The organism is Pseudonocardia thermophila (assembly GCF_900142365.1).
In the GTDB taxonomy this organism is placed as follows: Bacteria; Actinomycetota; Actinomycetes; order Mycobacteriales; family Pseudonocardiaceae; genus Pseudonocardia; species Pseudonocardia thermophila.
The window spans coordinates 1-16,084 of record NZ_FRAP01000025.1 but is presented as its reverse complement, the minus strand read 5'-3'; the positions used below and the strand labels follow the sequence as shown (position 1 = coordinate 16,084).

The window sequence follows — 16,084 nt, the reverse complement described above, 5'->3', positions numbered from 1 at the left end:
CGACGGGGCAACTCGCGCAGCCGGACGGGACAACTCGCGCAGCCGGACAGGACGACTCGCGTGCGCCGGGGTGCGGCCCGGACCCCTCGTACCGGGCCGCACCCGGACGCTCACACCGGGTGCAGCGCCCCGGCGTCCGCGGGCGGGCCGGTCGGCGCGTCGTCCCCGGCTCGGCCCGGGGTGTCGTCGGCCGGCAGGAGGTAGGCGCGGCGGGCGTCGATCCGGACCCGCACCGTGGTCTGTTCGGCGAGGATTGTGTCCGCGTCGGGATCGGGGACCGACGCGAGCAGGGTGCCGTGCGCGGTCTCGACCTCGTAGTCGACGGTGTCGCCCCGGTACACCGAGCTGACGATCACTCCGTTCCCGCCCTCGACGGTCGGCTCCACCTGGACCGACTGCGGCCGCACCATGAGCACCGCGTCCTGGCCGGCCCGCAGCTGCGGGTGCGCTGCGACCCGGGTGGGCGTGCCGAGCAGCGGCACGGTCGCAGCCCCTTCTGCGAGGTCGGTCGCGTACGTGGGCAGGAAGCTCGCCCGGCCGATGAAGTTGGCGACGAACACCGACGCCGGCCGCGTGTACACCTCGACGGGCGTGGCCACCTGCTCGATGCGCCCCGCGTTCATCACCACGATGCGGTCGGACAGGCTCATCGCCTCGTCCTGGTCGTGCGTGACGTAGAGGCTGGTGATGCCCATCCGCCGCTGCAGCAGCCGGATCTCGGTGCGCATCTGCTCGCGGAACTTCGCGTCCAGGTTGGACAGCGGCTCGTCGAACAGCAGGACCGCGGGCTGCATCACCATCGCCCGCGCGAGCGCCACCCGCTGCTGCTGACCGCCGGAGAGCTGGTGCGGGAAGCGGTGTTCGAGGCCGAGCAGGTTCATGCTGGTCACCGCCACCTCGACGGCCTCAGCCAGCCCCGCCCGCCGCCGCCGGTCGATCTTCAGCCCGTACGCGACGTTGTCGTACACGCTCAGGTGCGGGAACAGCGCGTAGTTCTGGAACACCATCGCCATCGGCCGCTTGTTCGGCGGCAGCGGCACCATGTCCGCACCGTCGAGCACGATCCGCCCGGTGGTGGGCTTCTCGAAGCCCGCGATCATCCGCAGCGTGGTGGTCTTCCCGCACCCGGACGGGCCGAGGAAGGTCAGGAACTCCCCCGCCGGGATGTCCAGGGTCACGTCGGCCACCGCGGGCCGGGCGGCCGGCGGGGTGTTCTCGTAGCGCTTGCCGAGCCCGTGCAGCTCGACGTGGCCGAGCTCGCGCTGCTTCGCCGTCATCGGGTCACTCCTTCGTCGCCGGTACGGCCGGGAACCAGTGCCGCCGGTTGCTCGGTCGCGGTGGCGGTGGCGAGCCCGCTGCCCACGCCGGCGGCGTTCGGCCGGGCTCCGGGGTCGCGCACCACGAGCCGGATCACCCCGACGAGCGCGAGCACGATCGCCATCAGCACGCAGCAGTAGGCGAACGCGTTGCCGAACCGGCCGGCGTCGACCTCGGAGAGGATCTGCGAGGTCATGATCTTGGTGCTGGGCGTGGTGAGGAAGACGATCGGCGAGAGCGTCGTCATCGACCGCGCGATGGCGAACGTCAGCCCGGCGATCAGCGCGGGCCGGATCAGCGGGAGGGTGATCCGCCGGAACGTCGTGAAGTCGTCCGCGCCGAGGCTGGTGGACGCCTCGTCGATCGACGGGTGGATCTGCTGCAGCGACCCGACGCCCGCCCGCAGCGCCGCCGGGGTGCTGCGCACGGTCAGCACCGCCAGGATGCCGGCCGCCCCGCCGAGCAGGGCCGCCCCGCCGACCAGCGACGGCAGCACCGGCACGCCGAACACCAGGTGCTCCGGCCGGTAGGCGAGCATGAACCCGATGCCGAGCACCGTACCGGGCACCGCGATGCCCAGCATCGTCAGGAAGTCCAGCACGCCCGCGAGCCGCCGCAGCTTGCGCACCACGACGTAGGCGATCACCACACCGATGACCCCGGCCAGCGGTGCGGCGAGCAGCGCCAGCACGGTGGTGTCGACGATCGCCTCCGACCCGATGCCGAACAGCACGAACTCGAAGTGCGCGAGCGTGAACGTCGGGTCGATCCCCGGCACGGCGCTCACCGCGCCGACGACGATCGTCGCGTAGATGACGACGATCATGACCGCCACGAACACGCACACCGCGTAGACGATGTACGGGACCGGCCCACGCAGTTGCTGCACGCGCCCGGCGGGCTTGCCGGTCACGGCGAACACCTGCCGCCGGTCGATCCAGTACTTCTGCAGCACGAACACCAGCACGGCCGGGATCAGCAGCGCGAACGAGTACACCGCGCCCGCCGTGACGTCGTACTCGCCGGTGATCGCGATGAACGCCCGCGAGGACAGCACGGTGAAGTCGCCGCCGAGCACGAGCGGGTTGGCCAGGTCGGCGATCGCCTCGACGAACAGCAGCAGGAACCCGCTGGCCAGGCCGGGCACGAGCATCGGCAGGGTCACCGTGGCGAAGATCCGCCGGTGGCCGGCGCCCAGGCTCTGCGCGGCCTCGTCGAGCGACGGGTCGAGCCGCTGCATCATCCCGACCAGCGTCAGGTACACGACCGGGAAGAACGACAACCCGAGCGCGAGCGTGAGCCCGTCGAGCCCGTAGATGTCGTACGGGATACCGAAGATCCCCATGCTGATCACGCCGTTGCGGCCGAACAGCACCACGAGCGCGGTGGCGAGCGCGAACGGCGGGCTGATCACCGGGATGATCGCGATGACGTGCAGCACCCGCTTGAACGGCACGTCGAGCCGCACGACGACGAACGCGAACAGGAACGCCAGCGCCAACCCGAAGGTGGCCGTGGTGAGGCCGAGCAGGATGGTGTTGCCGACGACCTCGCGGTTGACCGCGTTGGTCACCAGCTCCCCGAGCCGGTCGAGCCCCTCGCCGGACAGCGCCCCGAGGAACACGCTCGCCAGCGGGTAGAGGATCCCGATCACCAGGAACAGCACGATCCCGGCCAGGGTGACGACGAGCGCGGGGTTGGCCCGCGCCCGGCCGGGGACCGCGCCCCGGGTGCGGAGCGGATCGCCGGCGTCGAGGACTGCGGTCACGTCACTTCTCCGGGCTGTTGGCGACGTCGCTGGAGAACTGCTTGAGCAGCGCCTCCTTCGCCTTGCCGGCCGCGACGAGGTCGTAGTCGACGAGCTTGGTCGTCTCCGGGTCGAACGACTCGGGCGCGGCCGTGGCGTCGGGCGCGGTCGGTCGCTGGAACGAGTTCACCGTCGGGCCGATGTTCTGCGCCTCCGCGCTCGCGGCGAAGTCGACGTACTCCCGGGCCGCGTCGAGGTTGTGCGCGCCGGCGAGGATGCCGACGCCGCCGATCTCGTAACCGGTGCCCTCCTCGGGGAACGACAGCACCAGGTTCGGCGCGCTCTCCTTCTTGTACTTCGCGCAGTCGTGGCTGAACACGATCGCCGTCGCGACCTCACCGCGCGCGGCCTGCTGGCCGGGCCCGCTGCCGGTCTTGCTGTACTGCAGCACCGACCGGTGCAGCTTGCGGAAGTAGTCCAGCCCACCCGCCTCGCTGCCGGTCAGCGTCACCATCGTCCACAGCGCCGTGTACGCGGTGCCGGACGTCGCCGGGTGCGCGATCCCGACCTGCTTGGTGAACCCGGGCGCCAGCAGGTCGTTCCACGACGTGGGCACCTGCAGCCCGTTCGCCTGGAGCACGTCGGGGTTCGAGCAGAACCCCAGCGCACCGAAGTAGATGCCCGTCCAGTACCCGGCCGGGTCGCGGAACTGCGCCGGGATCCGCTCGGTGATCTCCGATGTGTGCGGCTGGAGCAGCCCCCGCTCCTGCGCCGCGACGTAGGTGTCGGCGGGCCCGCCGTGCCACACGTCGAACTCCGGACTCCCCTTCGCCGCGTCCACCCGCGCCAGCGCCTCACCGGCCGAGAGCCGGACGAACCTCGTGGTGATGCCGGTCTTGGCCGCGAACGCCGCCGTGACCTTCTGGCACCAGTCCTCCTGCGCGCTGCACAGGACGGTCAGGCCCTCCCCTGAGCCACCCCCCGGGGCCCGCTGGGAACATCCGGCCACCGCAGCCGCCGCCACCAGTAACGCCGTCAACAGAACCTTCGTGCGCATTCGTCGGCCTCCTCGCCGCCGTCGGACCGACTGTGTCCGAGATCGCAGCGAAAGTAGATCCTCGATCGGCCGAATGGTGTGACGAGATGGTGAGCGTCGGTGACGAAACCGTCACCTGACGAGCCGGTAGCCGACGCCGCGCACGGTCTCGATGTAGCGCGGGTGGGCCGGGTCGTCACCGAGCCGGTGCCGCAGCCGGTAGACGGCGGCCTTCACCATCTCGCGGCCGCCCACCCAGTCGTCGACGTCCCACGCCGTCGCGAGCAGCTGCCGCCACGACACCACCTCGCCGACCCGCTCGGCGAGCGCGGCCAGCACCCGGATCTCGGTGGCGGCGAGGCTCACCTGCCGCCCGGCCACGGTGACCGTGCCGCTGCGCAGGTCGATCTCCAGGTCCCCGACGACCGTCGGCGCCATCCGGGTCGGTTGGGCGCGCCGCAGCAGCGCCTGCACCCGCAGGGACAGCACCCGGGGATGGAACGGCTTGGTCACGTAGTCGTCCGCGCCCGCCTCCAGCCCGGCGATCACCGACTGGGTGTCGGTGCGGGCGGTCAGCACCAGGATCGGCACGGAGCTGGCCGCCCGGATCCGCGTGCACAGCTCCAGCCCGTTCGGCCCGGGCAACTCGATGTCCAGCACGACCAGGCCGATCCCGCCGGCGCTCCACTGCTCCCAGCCCTGCGCGCCGTCGCGGGCCAGCCGCACGTCGAGGCCGTCGGTCTGCAGGATGTACTCGACGATGTCGGCCATCTGCGGCTCGTCCTCGACGACGAGCGCGGTGACCGTCATGCCCGCTCCCGCGGGAGCCGCAGCATCATCGTGGTGCCGCGGCGCGGGCTGGTGTCGACCAGGATCCGGCCGCCGTGCGCCTCGGCGATGCGGCGGGTGAGCACCAGCCCGAGCCCGGTGCCGTCGCCGAGCGTCGAGCCGCTGACGAACGGGCGGAACAGCCGCTCCCGCTCCTCCCGGCTCATCCCGATCCCGTCGTCGGTCACGCAGATCACCACCGACGTCTCGTTGTCCAGCACCCTCAGCACGATCAGACCACCGTAGGTGGTGAACCGCATGGCGTTGGTGGCGAGGTTGACCACGGCGCGGCGCAGCAGCGGCGCGTCCACCAGCGCCCGCACCGGCACCGCCGGGAGTTGCGTGATGATGTGCTGGTCGCGGCGCTGGGCGAGCGGGCGCAGCCCGGTGACGGTCTCGCGGACCAGCGCGGACAGGTCGGTCATGGTGCGGCGCAGCTCGTACGCCCCGGCCTCCAGCCGCGCCTGCACGAGGTTGTCATCGGCGATCTGGACGGCGTGCGCGCTCTGGTCCACGACGGTCCGCAGGAACCGCTGCTGGGTCGGGGTGAGGGGGCCGGGCCCCTCGGTGAGCAGCAGCTCCGCGGCCGCCGACACCATCGCCAGCGGGGAGCGCAGGTCGTGGCTCGCGGCGGCCAGCTGGTCGGCCCGCTCGTGCGCAGCCCGGTCGGCCTTCGCCACCTCGGCGGTCAGCGCGCGCACCCGCCGTCCCACGACGGCGACGCACGCCCCGGCCACCCCCATCGGCAGCACGATCCAGCCCGGGGCACCCAGCAGCGCCGCCGGCAGCGCCGCCGCTCCCGTCAGCAGCGCGCCTGCGGCCGGCGCGACCACATCGGACCAGGCGATCACGGCCACATCATGCACCGGCGCCGGGCGCTCCCGGACCGTCCGCGAGCTCCTCCCGGACGACGGCCACGAAGGCGTCGACGTCCGCCTCCGTCGTGTCCCACGCGGTCATCCACCGCACCTCGCCGCGGGCGCGGTCCCAGTCGTAGAACCGCACCCGTTCCCGGATGCGGTCGGCCGCGTCGGTCGGCAGGGTCGCGAACACCGCGTTGGCCTCGGTGGGCTGGGTGAACGCGAGCCCGGGCAGTGCCTCGGCTCCCAGTGCCGCCCGCAGCCGGGCGGCCATCGCGTTCGCGTGGGCCGCGGCGCGCAGCCCCAGATCGTCCTCGAACAGGGCGAGCAGCTGCACCGACGCGAACCGCATCTTGCTGGCCAGCTGCATCGTCATCTTCCGCACGAAGCGCAGGTCGCTGACCCGCTCGGGCGCGAGCACCACCACCGCCTCGGCGCCCAGCAGCCCGTTCTTGGTGCCGCCGAGGCTCAGCACATCCACGCCCGCGTCGGTGGTGAACGCCCGCAGCGGCGCCCCGAGCGCCGCGGCTGCGTTCCACAGCCGGGCACCGTCCATGTGCACGGCCATCCCGTGCGCGTGCGCGAAGTCGGCGACCGCGCGCACCTGCTCGGGCGAGTACACGGTGCCGACCTCGGTGTTCTGCGTGATGCTGACCGCCAGCGGCTGGGCGCGGTGCTCGTCGCCCCAGCCCCACGCCTCGCGGGCCACCAGATCCGGGGTGAGCTTCCCGTCCGGGGTGGGCACGGGCAGCAGCTTGATCCCGCCGATCCGCTCGGGGGCACCGCATTCGTCGTTGTGGATGTGGGAGTTGGTCGTCGTGACGACCGCGCCCCAGCGGGGCAGCACGGCGGTCAGCGCGACGACGTTGGCGCCCGTGCCGTTGAACACCGGGAACGCCTCGGCCTGCCCGCCGAAGTGGTCCTTGATCACCTCTTGCAGCCGGGCGGTGTAGCGGTCTTCGCCGTAGGAGACCTGGTGGCCGCCGTTGGCGGCGGCGAGGGCGGCCAGCACCTGCGGGTGCACTCCGGCGTAGTTGTCGCTGGCGAACCCGCGCCACCCCGGATCGTGCAGCGTGGTGACCACCATCCCCGAGTCCTCCCTCAGCCGAGCAGCCCCGCCGCCGGGCCGCCGCCGTCGACCTGGATGCGCTGCCCGGTGACGTAGTCGGCGTCGGCCGAGACGAGGAACGCCACGACGCCCGCGACGTCCTCGGGCCGCGCGACCCGCCCGAACGGGAACCGGGCGTCCAGCTCGGCGATGCTCGCGCCGCTGCGCGCGGCGGCCAGCCGCTCGCCCATGTCGGTGGCGACGAGACCGGGGGCGACGATGTTCACCCGCACCCCGTGCTCGCGCTCCTCCTTGGCGAGGGTGCGGGCGGCCGCCTCGAGCGCGGCCTTGGCCATCGTGTACGGCGCCCCGCTGGGCGGGGTGTCGGAAACGATCGAGCTGGAGATCACGACCACGTCGGAGCGGTCGCGGGCGCGCATGCCGGGCAGCAACCGCCGGATCAGCTCCACCGGCCCGAGGACGTGCACCTGCATGAGCCGCACGTACTCATCGGCCGGGGTGTCGGCGATCGTGCGGCCACGGCTGGCCGTGCCGGCGTTGCTCACCAGCAGGTCGACCGGTCCGAGATCGGTGGTGATCGCCTCCGTCATCGCGGCGACGGCCTCTGCGTCGTCGACGGGTGCCCGGTAGGCCCGCGCCGTCCCGCCCGCAGCCTCGATCTCGGCGACGACCTGTGCGGCAGCAGCCTCGTCGCGCCGGTAGTTGACGGCCACGGCGGCGCCGTCGGCGGCCAGCCGTGTGGCGATCGCCTGCCCCACCCCGCGCGATCCGCCCGTGACGAGCGCGACCCGATCCGACAGCGGCTTCGTTGCGGTCACCTGCTGATCCTCCCGTCGAGCCCTGCCGCGACCCTAGCGTCGGCGATCTACAGTCGCGCGGAGACGCACTCGTCCGCCGGGAGGTTCGGTTCATGAGCTCGTCGCCGTCCACCCTGCCGATGCCGGGCTGCGAACCCGGATCGAAGGGCCTGCGCGGCGGCGCGATCGGGCTGCTCGGCGGCGTGGTCATCGGCATGGCCTCGACCGCGCCCGCCTACAGCCTCGCGGCCAGCCTGGGGTTCGTCGTGGTGCTCGTCGGGGACAAGAGCCCGGGCGTCATGCTGCTCGCGTTCGTGCCGATGTACCTGATCGCGGTCGCCTACCGCGAGCTGAACGCCGCTGAGCCGGACTGCGGTACCACCTTCACCTGGGCCGGGCGCGCGTTCGGCCCGTGGGCGGGCTGGATGGGCGGCTGGGGGATCATCGCCGCCGACATCATCGTGATGGCGAACCTCGCCCAGATCGCCGGCCAGTACTCGTTCCTGCTCGTCGGCCTGCACGATCTCGCCGCCTCCACCCTGTGGACCGCGGTCGCGGGCTCCACGTGGATCCTGCTCATGACCTGGATCTGCTACCGCGGCATCGAGGTCTCGGCCCGCCTGCAGTACGCCCTGCTGACCGTCGAGCTGCTGGTGCTCGCGGTCTTCGCCGTCGTCGCCCTGGTGAAGGTCGGCACGGGCGACGCCCCGGAGGGCTCGCTCGTGCCGAGCCTCGCCTGGCTGTGGCCGTTCGGCGTGGGCGTCGATGAGCTGGTCGCGGCTGTGCTCATCGCCGTCTTCCTGTACTGGGGCTGGGACAGCGCCGTCTCCTGCAACGAGGAGAGCGACGATCCCGGCACCACCCCGGGCCGCGCCGGCGTGCTCTCCACCCTGCTCCTGGTGACCACCTACGTCCTCGTCGCCGTGGCTGCCGTGGCGTTCGCCGGCACCGGCACCGAGGGCATCGGCCTGGGCAATCCCGAGCACCTCGACGACGTGTTCGCCGCGATCGGCCCGGCCGTCTTCGGCGACGGCGAACTCGGCACCGTCTTCGAGTTCCTGCTGGTCCTCTCGGTGCTCACCTCCGCCGCGGCGTCCACCCAGACCACCATCCTGCCGACCGCTCGCGCCGCCCTGTCCATGGCGGCCTACCGCGCGCTGCCGGCCGCGTTCGCCCGGGTCCATCCCCGTTTCCGCACCCCGACCTGGTCGACCTGGGGCATGGGCATCGCGTCGGTCGTCTTCTACGTCGGCCTGACCGCCGTCAGCACCAACGTCCTCGCCGACTCGATCGCCGCGGTGAGCCTGATGATCGCCTTCTACTACGGGCTCACCGGCTTCGCCTGCGCCTGGTACTTCCGCCGACAGCTGTCCGGCCGCGCCCTCTGGACGAAGGGCGTGCTGCCGCTCACCGGCGGCGTCGTGCTGCTGGCGGCGTTCGTCCTGTCGTGCATCGACTACGCCGATCCCGCCAGCGGCGAGACCGTCGTCTTCGGCGTCGGCGGCGTCTTCGTGATCGGTGTGGGCGCCCTGCTCCTCGGCGCCGTGCTGATGCTCGTCTACAGCCGGGTCGCGCCCCCGTTCTTCCGCGGCGAGACCCTCGTACCGGCGACGGCGGGCCCCCAGCGCTGACCCCCTACCCCACCAACGTGTTCTGCCGAGCCACCACCCACCACCGCCCCTGCTCCTTGGTCAGCACGTAGAGCGCGGTCATGGCGTGCCCGACGTCGACGAGCTCCCCCGCCTCGTCCACCGCCCAGGCGTGCTTGCGCGCCAACGCCACATCCGGCCGCACGAACGTGATCCCGGCGACCTCGTACCGCGCCCGCTGCCCCTTGAGCGGGCCGGCGAAGGCGACCCGGCTCGCCTCGAGCGTGGCCGCACGCCCGGCCAGCTCGACACCGGTGACCCCGACGCCCGACGCGTTCGCGGCCATGTGCTCCACGAACAGCTCGGCGTCACCTGTGTTGAACGCCTGCTCGGTGTCGGCGATGATCGCGCGGATCGCGGCCTCGTCGGCGGTGTGATCGGCCAGGTCTTCGACGTGGGGGATCTCCATGGCGGAGACCCTGCCGGTTGAACCCGGCTCCAGGGCAAGGGCGATGGGGAGCGGGATCTGCCGCACCGCCGGCATCGGGTTGCTGAGCACCCCGTCGGCGGGCAGCTCCTCGACCAGAACGAACTCGGCCGGCTCGCCGTGCGCATCCGGCATCGGCAGCGCGAACCCCGCCGACGACTCGGGATCGATCAGCCGCAGCTCCCGGACGACGACCCGCGCGCAGGCCGGCGGCAGGCCGCTGCCGACGTCGCCCGGTACCGGGCGATGTCGGGCACGAGGCCGCGGCCGCCGCGATCTGCCCGGGTGATCGCGGTGCCCTCCCGGAACGGGGCCGATCCGCGCAGCTCAGACCGCGATCACCGTCGGCACGATCATCGGCCGCCGCCGGTAGGTCTCCCCGACCCACCGGCCGACCACCCGTCGCACGGCCTGCGCCACCCGGTGCGGATCGGTGATGTTCTCCGCCTCGGTCCGCGACAGCTCGTCCTCCACCATCGGCAGCACGGCGTCGAGGGCCTTGGGATCGTCCGAGAACCCACGCCCCGACAACGTCGGCTTGGTGACCGCGCGCCCGGTGGTGGCGTCGATCGCGACGGTGATCGAGATGAAGCCGCCCTCGCCGAGCACCAGCCGGTCGCCGAGGGTGGACTCGCCGATGTCGCCGACGGCGAGCCCGTCGACGTAGACGCGGCCGACCTCGACCTTGCCGGTGATGCTGGCGCGACCGTCGACGAGATCGACGACGACACCGTCCTCGGCGAGCACGATGCGGTCCTCGGGCACCCCGGTGAGCGCGGCGAGCGCGGCGTTGGCCCGCAGGTGCCGCCACTCGCCGTGGACCGGCATGACGTTGCTCGGCCGCACCGCGTTGTAGAGGAACAGCAGCTCGCCCGCGGTCGCGTGGCCGGAGACGTGCACGCGGGCGGTGCCCTGGTGCACGACGGTCGCGCCGAGCCGGGTGAGCCCGTTGATCACGGTGAAGACCGCGGTCTCGTTGCCGGGGATCAGCGAGCTGGCCAGGATCACGGTGTCCTCGGCGCGGATGCGCACCGAGCGGTGGTCGCCACGGGCCATGCGGGCCAGGCCGGACAGCGGTTCGCCCTGCGAGCCGGTGGACACGATCACCACCCGGTCGTCGGGCAGCGTCATCGCCTCGTCCAGCTCGATGAGCAGACCGTCGGGGACGTCGAGGTAGCCCAGCTCGGCGGCGATGCCCATGTTGCGCACCATCGAGCGGCCGACCATGCACACCTTGCGGTCGTGCGCGGCCGCGGCCTCGAGCACCTGCTGCACGCGGTGCACGTGGCTGGCGAAGCAGGCGACGATGATCCGGCCCGGCGCGCGGTGGAACACCCCGTCGAGGACAGGGCCGATCTCGCGCTCGGAGATGGTGAAGCCGGGGACCTCGGCGTTGGTGGAGTCGACGAGGAACAGGTCCACTCCTTCGTCGCCGAGCCGGGAGAACCCGCCGAGGTCGGTCAACCGCCCGTCGAGCGGGAGCTGGTCGAGCTTGATGTCGCCGGTGTGCAGCACCAGGCCGGCTTCGGTGCGGATCGCGACGGCCAGCGCGTCCGGGATCGAGTGGTTGACGGAGAAGTACTCGCAGTCGAACACGCCGTGCTGCACCCGGGCGCCTTCCTTCACCTCGTGCAGGCGCGGGGTGAGGCGGTGCTCGCGGCACTTCTCCGCGACGAGCGCGAGCGTGAACCGCGACCCGACGACGAGGATGTCGGGCCGCTGCCGCAGCAGGAACGGAACGGCGCCGATGTGGTCCTCGTGGCCGTGGGTGAGCACGAGCGCGTCGATGTCGTCGAGCCGGTGCTCGATGGCGCGGAAGTCGGGCAGGATCAGGTCGACGCCCGGCGAGTCCTCCGACGGGAACAGCACGCCGCAGTCGACGACGAGCAGCCGTCCGGCGTACTCGAACACGGTCATGTTGCGGCCGACCTCGCCGATGCCGCCGAGGGCGACGACGCGCAGCCCGCCATCGGGCAGGTCCGGCGGTGGGCCGAGCTCGGGCTCGGCGGGGTTCTCGGCGTCGACGGGGACGCTGACCGGGCGGCTGCGGTCGCGCCGGGAGCGGCCCCGGTCGCGCCGGCCTGCCGGGCGGCTCATCGGGCCCCTCCCCGGCGGGTGGGGGTGCGCGGGATGCGCGGCGGAGTCACGTGGTGTCCTTCGGTCATCGGGATGGATTCAGGATCGGGGGTAGGCGACCTCGGCCCCGAGGTCGGCCGGCACGCGCGGGCCCAGCGCGCCGAGCCCCGGGGCCGTGCCGTCGCCGCGGACGGCGTCACGGGCGGCGGGATCGAGCGCGACCCCGGCCGCGGTCAGGTCGCCCGCGATGGCGGCCACCTGCTCCTCGGTGGCGGGCGGGAGCGGCAGGCGCGGGTCGCCGACGTCGATGCCGCGCAGGCGCAGTGCGGTCTTGGCGAACACGGCGCCGCCGACACGGCCGATCCCGCGGATGAGCGGGATCATCGACGCGTTGATGGTGCGGGCCCGCACGACGTCACCGGCCTCGAACGCCTCCAGCATGGCACGCAGCCGGTCGGCCACGACGTGCCCGGTGACGGAGACGAAGCCGACCGCGCCGACGGCCAGCCACGGCAGGTTCACCGGGTCGTCCCCGCTGTAGTAGGCCAGGGTGGTCGTGGCGATCACCTCGGTGCCGACGCGCAGGTCGTTGCGGGCGTCCTTGACCGCGACGATGCGCGGGTGCTCGGCGAGCCGCTGCAGGGTCTCCAGCTCGATCGGGACGACGCTGCGCGGCGGGATGTCGTAGAGCATCACCGGCAGGTCGGTGGCGTCGGCGATGGCGGTGAAGTGCGCGATGAGACCGGACTGCGGCGGCCGCGAGTAGTACGGGGTGACGGTGAGCAGGCCGTGCGCACCCGCCCGCTCCGCCGTCCTCGCCAGCTCGATGCTGTGCGCGGTGTCGTAGGTGCCCGCCCCGGCAACGACCTTGGCCCGGTCACCGACGGCGCCGACCACGGCGCGGATCAGCGCCTCCTTCTCCGCGTCGGTGGTGGTGGGGCTCTCCCCGGTGGTGCCGTTGACGACGAGCCCGTCGCAGCCGAGATCGACCAGGTGGTTCGCCAGCCGCTCCGCTTTCGCCAGGTCGAGCGAACCGTCGGCGGCGAAGGGGGTGACCATCGCGACGAGGACCTGACCGAACGTACGCGCTGCCGAGCTCATGCCCCTGACCGTACCGCCCGGCCACGGCGGCATCCGGGCGGCGCGGCGGGCCGGCCGGGGATCACACGCGCGGCACGGGCGTCAGATGCCGCGGCCGGCCCCGCCGAAGGCCGTCACGGCGTCGGGATCGCCCTGGATCTCCACCTGGACGGCGTCGCGGCCGAAGCCGTGCAGCAGCAGCTCACCCGGCTCACCGACGACCGTGACGCCCTTCCCGGGCCGCGCGACGGTCTCGCGGCCGTCCGGGGTGCGCAGGGTCACCCCGACCGGGCTGCGGCGGTGCAGCATGCGGCCGGTGCGGCAGACGATCGTCCAGACCTCGGCGTCGCGCTCGGGATCCGGCGGGCGCGGCGCCCAGCCCGGCTCGCCGCGGCGCACGTCCTCGTGGTGGACGAACAGCTCTGCACCGTTGGCCATCCGGTCGACGGCACCGATGTAGAACGGTGACCAGATCGGCGGTCCACCGCGCAGGGTCGCGACCATCTCGTGCCACGGAACGTCGGCGTATCCGCGCATGGCCCGCTCGGTGACCGGGGCCAGCGCCGGGACGAGGATGCCGCCCGCCGCCCACGGCCGGCGTTCCCGCACGAGCAGGTGAGCGAGCAGGTCGCGGGTGGTCCAGCCCGCGCACAGGGTGGGCCGGTCGGGTCCGGCGGCGAGGAACGCGTCGCAGATCGCGCTCCGCTCGGTGGTCGCCAGCGACATGCGGTCAGCCTTCCGTGACGTAGGGGCTGGAGGCGATCTCGGTGCCGTCGGCCAGGACACCGATCTCGAAGTCGGCGAACACGTTCGGCACCTCCCGCTGCAGCTGGCGCAGGCACTCGACGGCGAGCGCGCGGATCTCGACGTCGGCGTGCTCGGTGGCGCGCATCCCGATGAAGTGCCGCCAGGCGCGGTAGTTGCCGGTGACGACGATGCGGGTCTCGGTGGCGTTGGGCAGCACCGACCGGGCGGCCTGGCGGGCCTGCTTGCGCCGCAGCGTGGCGTTCGGCTCGTCGGCGAACTTCTTCTCCAGGCCCTCCAGCAGCGCCTCGTACGCTTTCACCGACGCGTCGGTGGCCTGCAGGAAGAGCTCGTGCAGCTCGGGGTCGTCGGCGATGACGTCCGGCTCGACCACGTCGGCGTCGTGCTCGGGGACGTAGCGCTGGGAGAGCTGGCTGAACGAGAAGTGCCGGTGGCGGATCAGCTCGTGGGTGAGCGAGCGGGAGACCCCGGTGATGTAGAAGGTGACGCTGCCGTGCTCGAGCACCGACAGGTGGCCGACCTCGATGATGTGCCGCAGGTAGCCGGCGTTGGTGGCGGTGGCCGGGTTCGGCTTCGACCACGACTGGTAGCACGCGCGCCCGGCGAACTCCGCGAGCGCCTGCCCGCCGTCCGCGTCGGTGCTCCACGGCACGTCCTCCGGCGGGATGAACTGCGTCTTCGCGACCAGCTGCACGCGGAGCGGCACGATCTGCGGCATGCTGTGAGGGTAGCTGCCACCAACGTGACGTCAGATTCTCCTTGACTGACGTCATCAATGACGCCACAGTGGCGTCATGGACCTGAGCCAGTACGTGAACCAGCTGCGGGAGGACCTCGCGTCCGCTGCCGCAGCCGGTGACGAGCAGACCCGGCGCACCGCCGCCCTGCTCGCCGCCGCCATCGAGCCGGCGGCCCGGCTGGCCGTCATGAACGCGCTGTCCGATCTCGCCGCCGAGGTGACCGCGGCGCTGCCCGACCACGTCGTCGAGGTCCGCCTCGACGGGCGGGACGTGCGCGTGGCGGTCACCCCCCAACCCGGCGCCGAGGAGGAGACCGAGCAGGAGAGTCCCGAACCGCCGCCGCGCAACTTCGGCGGGTTCGGTGCGGAGGCCGGGGACATCTCCCGCATCACGCTGAGGCTGGTCGAGCAGATCAAGAACCAGGCTGAGCAGGCCGCCGCCGAGCAGGGCATGTCGCTCAACTCGTGGCTGGCCCAGGTCGTCCAGGGCGCGCTCGCGGGCCACGGCCGCAGGCCCGGCAAGCCGTACAAGCAGCCGAAGCACGACAGCCGCCGGATCCGGGGATGGGTGCAGGGATGATGGACTTCACGAAGGACGCACCGCAGGACGACGGGTCGCAGGACGCCCCGGAGGTCCGCCGGGAGAGCTGGTCGTGCGCCGGCACCGCGGAGCTGGAGATCGCCGTCGACGTCGGCAGCGTGCAGGTCGAGCTGACGGACCTGCCCGAGGGCGAGTCCGGCGAAGTGCGGGTCGAGGTGCGCCACGACCCGGACATCGGCGGGTTCCTCGCGCAGGGCGTGCGCGGCGTCGTGAACTGGGTGAGCGGCGCCGCCGCGAGCTGGACGGCGAGCAAGGGCTTCCCCGGCTTCGGCAGCTGGGACGTCGGCTCGTTCGACACCGGCCCGCTGGAGAGCGCGGGCTTCGACATCGGCCGGCTGGGCGCCGAGGCGGTGCGCGCCACCGAGATCAGCTGGTCGGAGGCTGGGCGGCGACTGGTCGTGCGCTCGCCGCAGCAGATGCCGCTGCGGCTGGTGCCGCTCGCGGTCACGGTGCACGCCCCGGCCGACTCCCGGCTCGCGGCCCGCACCGGCGCCGGCGACCTGACCGTGACCGGCCGCTCAGGCTGGACGGCGCTGCGCACCGGCACCGGCCGGGTCCGCGCCGACGAGGTCAACGGCGATCTGGACGTGCAGACCGGATCCGGCGACGTCACGATCACCCGCACCCGCGGTCGCTCCCGGGTGCGCACCGGGTCCGGCACGATCACCGTCGAGGACGCCGCAGGATCGCTCGACGCGAAGGCGGGCAGCGGTGACGTCCAGATCGCCCGGCTCGCCGGCGACCTGGACGCGCGCACCGGGTCCGGCGACGTGCGGCTCGACGTCGCGGTCTCCGGTCGCGCGGACATCACCGCCGGATCCGGCGACCTGACGGTCGGCGTGCACCCCGGGGTGTGGGCCGAGGTCGACCTGTCGTCCGGTTCCGGGAAGGCGCGCAGCGATCTCGACGTGCGCTCGACCCCGCCGGAGGACCAGCCGCGGCTGCACCTGCGCGGCCGCACCGGCACCGGTGACGTGCTGGTGACGCGGGCGCGCTAACTGTAGTGACTCAGGACGTTGTTGTCAGTGCTCGACGGCGTGTCGGCTTGAACGAGGGGAGGGCCTCCGGGCGAGGTGGGTGTGTCTGAGGCACC

General features: G+C 72.8%; 15 protein-coding genes. 3 read left to right on the top strand and 12 right to left on the bottom strand.

Translation table 11 applies throughout. The annotated features are described in order from the left end of the window. Window positions 1-110: 110 nt before the first annotated feature. The 7 genes from BUE41_RS26120 to BUE41_RS26090 all read right to left on the bottom strand — a co-directional run bounded on the left by BUE41_RS26120 (window position 111) and on the right by BUE41_RS26090 (window position 7,675). Window positions 111-1,277: an ABC transporter ATP-binding protein gene (locus tag BUE41_RS26120; protein ID WP_073459993.1), complete on the bottom strand. Its 1,167-nt coding sequence runs from the start codon at window positions 1,275-1,277 to the stop codon at window positions 111-113. After that, window positions 1,274-3,085: an ABC transporter permease gene (locus BUE41_RS26115; RefSeq protein ID WP_073459992.1), complete on the bottom strand. Its 1,812-nt coding sequence runs from the start codon at window positions 3,083-3,085 to the stop codon at window positions 1,274-1,276. The genes BUE41_RS26120 and BUE41_RS26115 overlap by 4 nt, the downstream gene beginning before the upstream one ends. Window position 3,086: 1 nt before the next feature. After that, a complete protein-coding gene (locus BUE41_RS26110) occupies window positions 3,087-4,121 on the bottom strand; it encodes an ABC transporter substrate-binding protein (protein ID WP_073459991.1) in 1,035 nt (344 codons plus the stop codon). A 111-nt stretch (window positions 4,122-4,232) separates the two neighbouring features. Beyond that, the gene (locus tag BUE41_RS26105) at window positions 4,233-4,910 is read right to left on the bottom strand and encodes a response regulator transcription factor (protein WP_073459990.1); all 678 of its coding nucleotides are present in this window, start codon (window positions 4,908-4,910) and stop codon (window positions 4,233-4,235) included. After that, a complete protein-coding gene (locus BUE41_RS26100; RefSeq protein ID WP_143172364.1) occupies window positions 4,907-5,779 on the bottom strand; it encodes a sensor histidine kinase in 873 nt (290 codons plus the stop codon). Before BUE41_RS26100 ends, BUE41_RS26105 begins: the two co-directional genes overlap by 4 nt. Window positions 5,780-5,786: 7 nt before the next feature. After that, window positions 5,787-6,875 (bottom strand): threonine aldolase family protein, encoded by a 1,089-nt coding sequence (locus tag BUE41_RS26095; RefSeq protein ID WP_073459988.1) that lies wholly within the window; start codon window positions 6,873-6,875, stop codon window positions 5,787-5,789. Between the two features lie 14 nt (window positions 6,876-6,889). Beyond that, window positions 6,890-7,675: an SDR family NAD(P)-dependent oxidoreductase gene (locus BUE41_RS26090; RefSeq protein WP_084755876.1), complete on the bottom strand. Its 786-nt coding sequence runs from the start codon at window positions 7,673-7,675 to the stop codon at window positions 6,890-6,892. Window positions 7,676-7,767: 92 nt separating this feature from the next. Between BUE41_RS26090 and BUE41_RS26085 the strand changes: the two genes are divergently transcribed. Then, a complete protein-coding gene (locus BUE41_RS26085) occupies window positions 7,768-9,285 on the top strand; it encodes an APC family permease (RefSeq protein ID WP_073459987.1) in 1,518 nt (505 codons plus the stop codon). 4 nt (window positions 9,286-9,289) lie between these two features. Here BUE41_RS26085 and BUE41_RS26080 read toward each other — a convergent pair whose 3' ends face one another. The 5 genes from BUE41_RS26080 to thyX form a co-directional block, all read right to left on the bottom strand. Beyond that, window positions 9,290-9,865, bottom strand: a complete 576-nt coding sequence (locus tag BUE41_RS26080; RefSeq protein WP_234997590.1) for an SgcJ/EcaC family oxidoreductase — start codon at window positions 9,863-9,865, stop codon at window positions 9,290-9,292. A 192-nt stretch (window positions 9,866-10,057) separates the two neighbouring features. Beyond that, the gene (locus tag BUE41_RS26075; protein WP_084755874.1) at window positions 10,058-11,827 is read right to left on the bottom strand and encodes a ribonuclease J; all 1,770 of its coding nucleotides are present in this window, start codon (window positions 11,825-11,827) and stop codon (window positions 10,058-10,060) included. A gap of 78 nt (window positions 11,828-11,905) precedes the next feature. Further along, window positions 11,906-12,907 carry a 4-hydroxy-tetrahydrodipicolinate synthase gene (gene dapA / locus BUE41_RS26070; protein ID WP_073459986.1) on the bottom strand — a complete coding sequence of 334 codons (1,002 nt, stop codon included), beginning with the start codon at window positions 12,905-12,907 and terminating at the stop codon, window positions 11,906-11,908. An 81-nt stretch (window positions 12,908-12,988) separates the two neighbouring features. Continuing rightward, on the bottom strand, window positions 12,989-13,612 hold the full coding sequence (locus BUE41_RS26065; RefSeq protein ID WP_073459985.1) for a TIGR03085 family metal-binding protein: 624 nt from the start codon (window positions 13,610-13,612) through the stop codon (window positions 12,989-12,991). 4 nt (window positions 13,613-13,616) lie between these two features. Then, window positions 13,617-14,369, bottom strand: coding sequence for an FAD-dependent thymidylate synthase (thyX, locus tag BUE41_RS26060; protein ID WP_073459984.1), 753 nt, complete (start codon window positions 14,367-14,369; stop codon window positions 13,617-13,619). A 76-nt stretch (window positions 14,370-14,445) separates the two neighbouring features. Between thyX and BUE41_RS26055 the strand changes: the two genes are divergently transcribed. Together BUE41_RS26055 and BUE41_RS26050 are read left to right on the top strand one after the other, a co-directional pair. Further along, window positions 14,446-14,970, top strand: coding sequence for a toxin-antitoxin system HicB family antitoxin (locus BUE41_RS26055; protein WP_073459983.1), 525 nt, complete (start codon window positions 14,446-14,448; stop codon window positions 14,968-14,970). After that, complete coding sequence (locus BUE41_RS26050; RefSeq protein WP_084755872.1) at window positions 14,955-15,989, top strand: DUF4097 family beta strand repeat-containing protein; 1,035 nt, start codon at window positions 14,955-14,957, stop codon at window positions 15,987-15,989. Before BUE41_RS26055 ends, BUE41_RS26050 begins: the two co-directional genes overlap by 16 nt. Window positions 15,990-16,084: the final 95 nt, after the last annotated feature.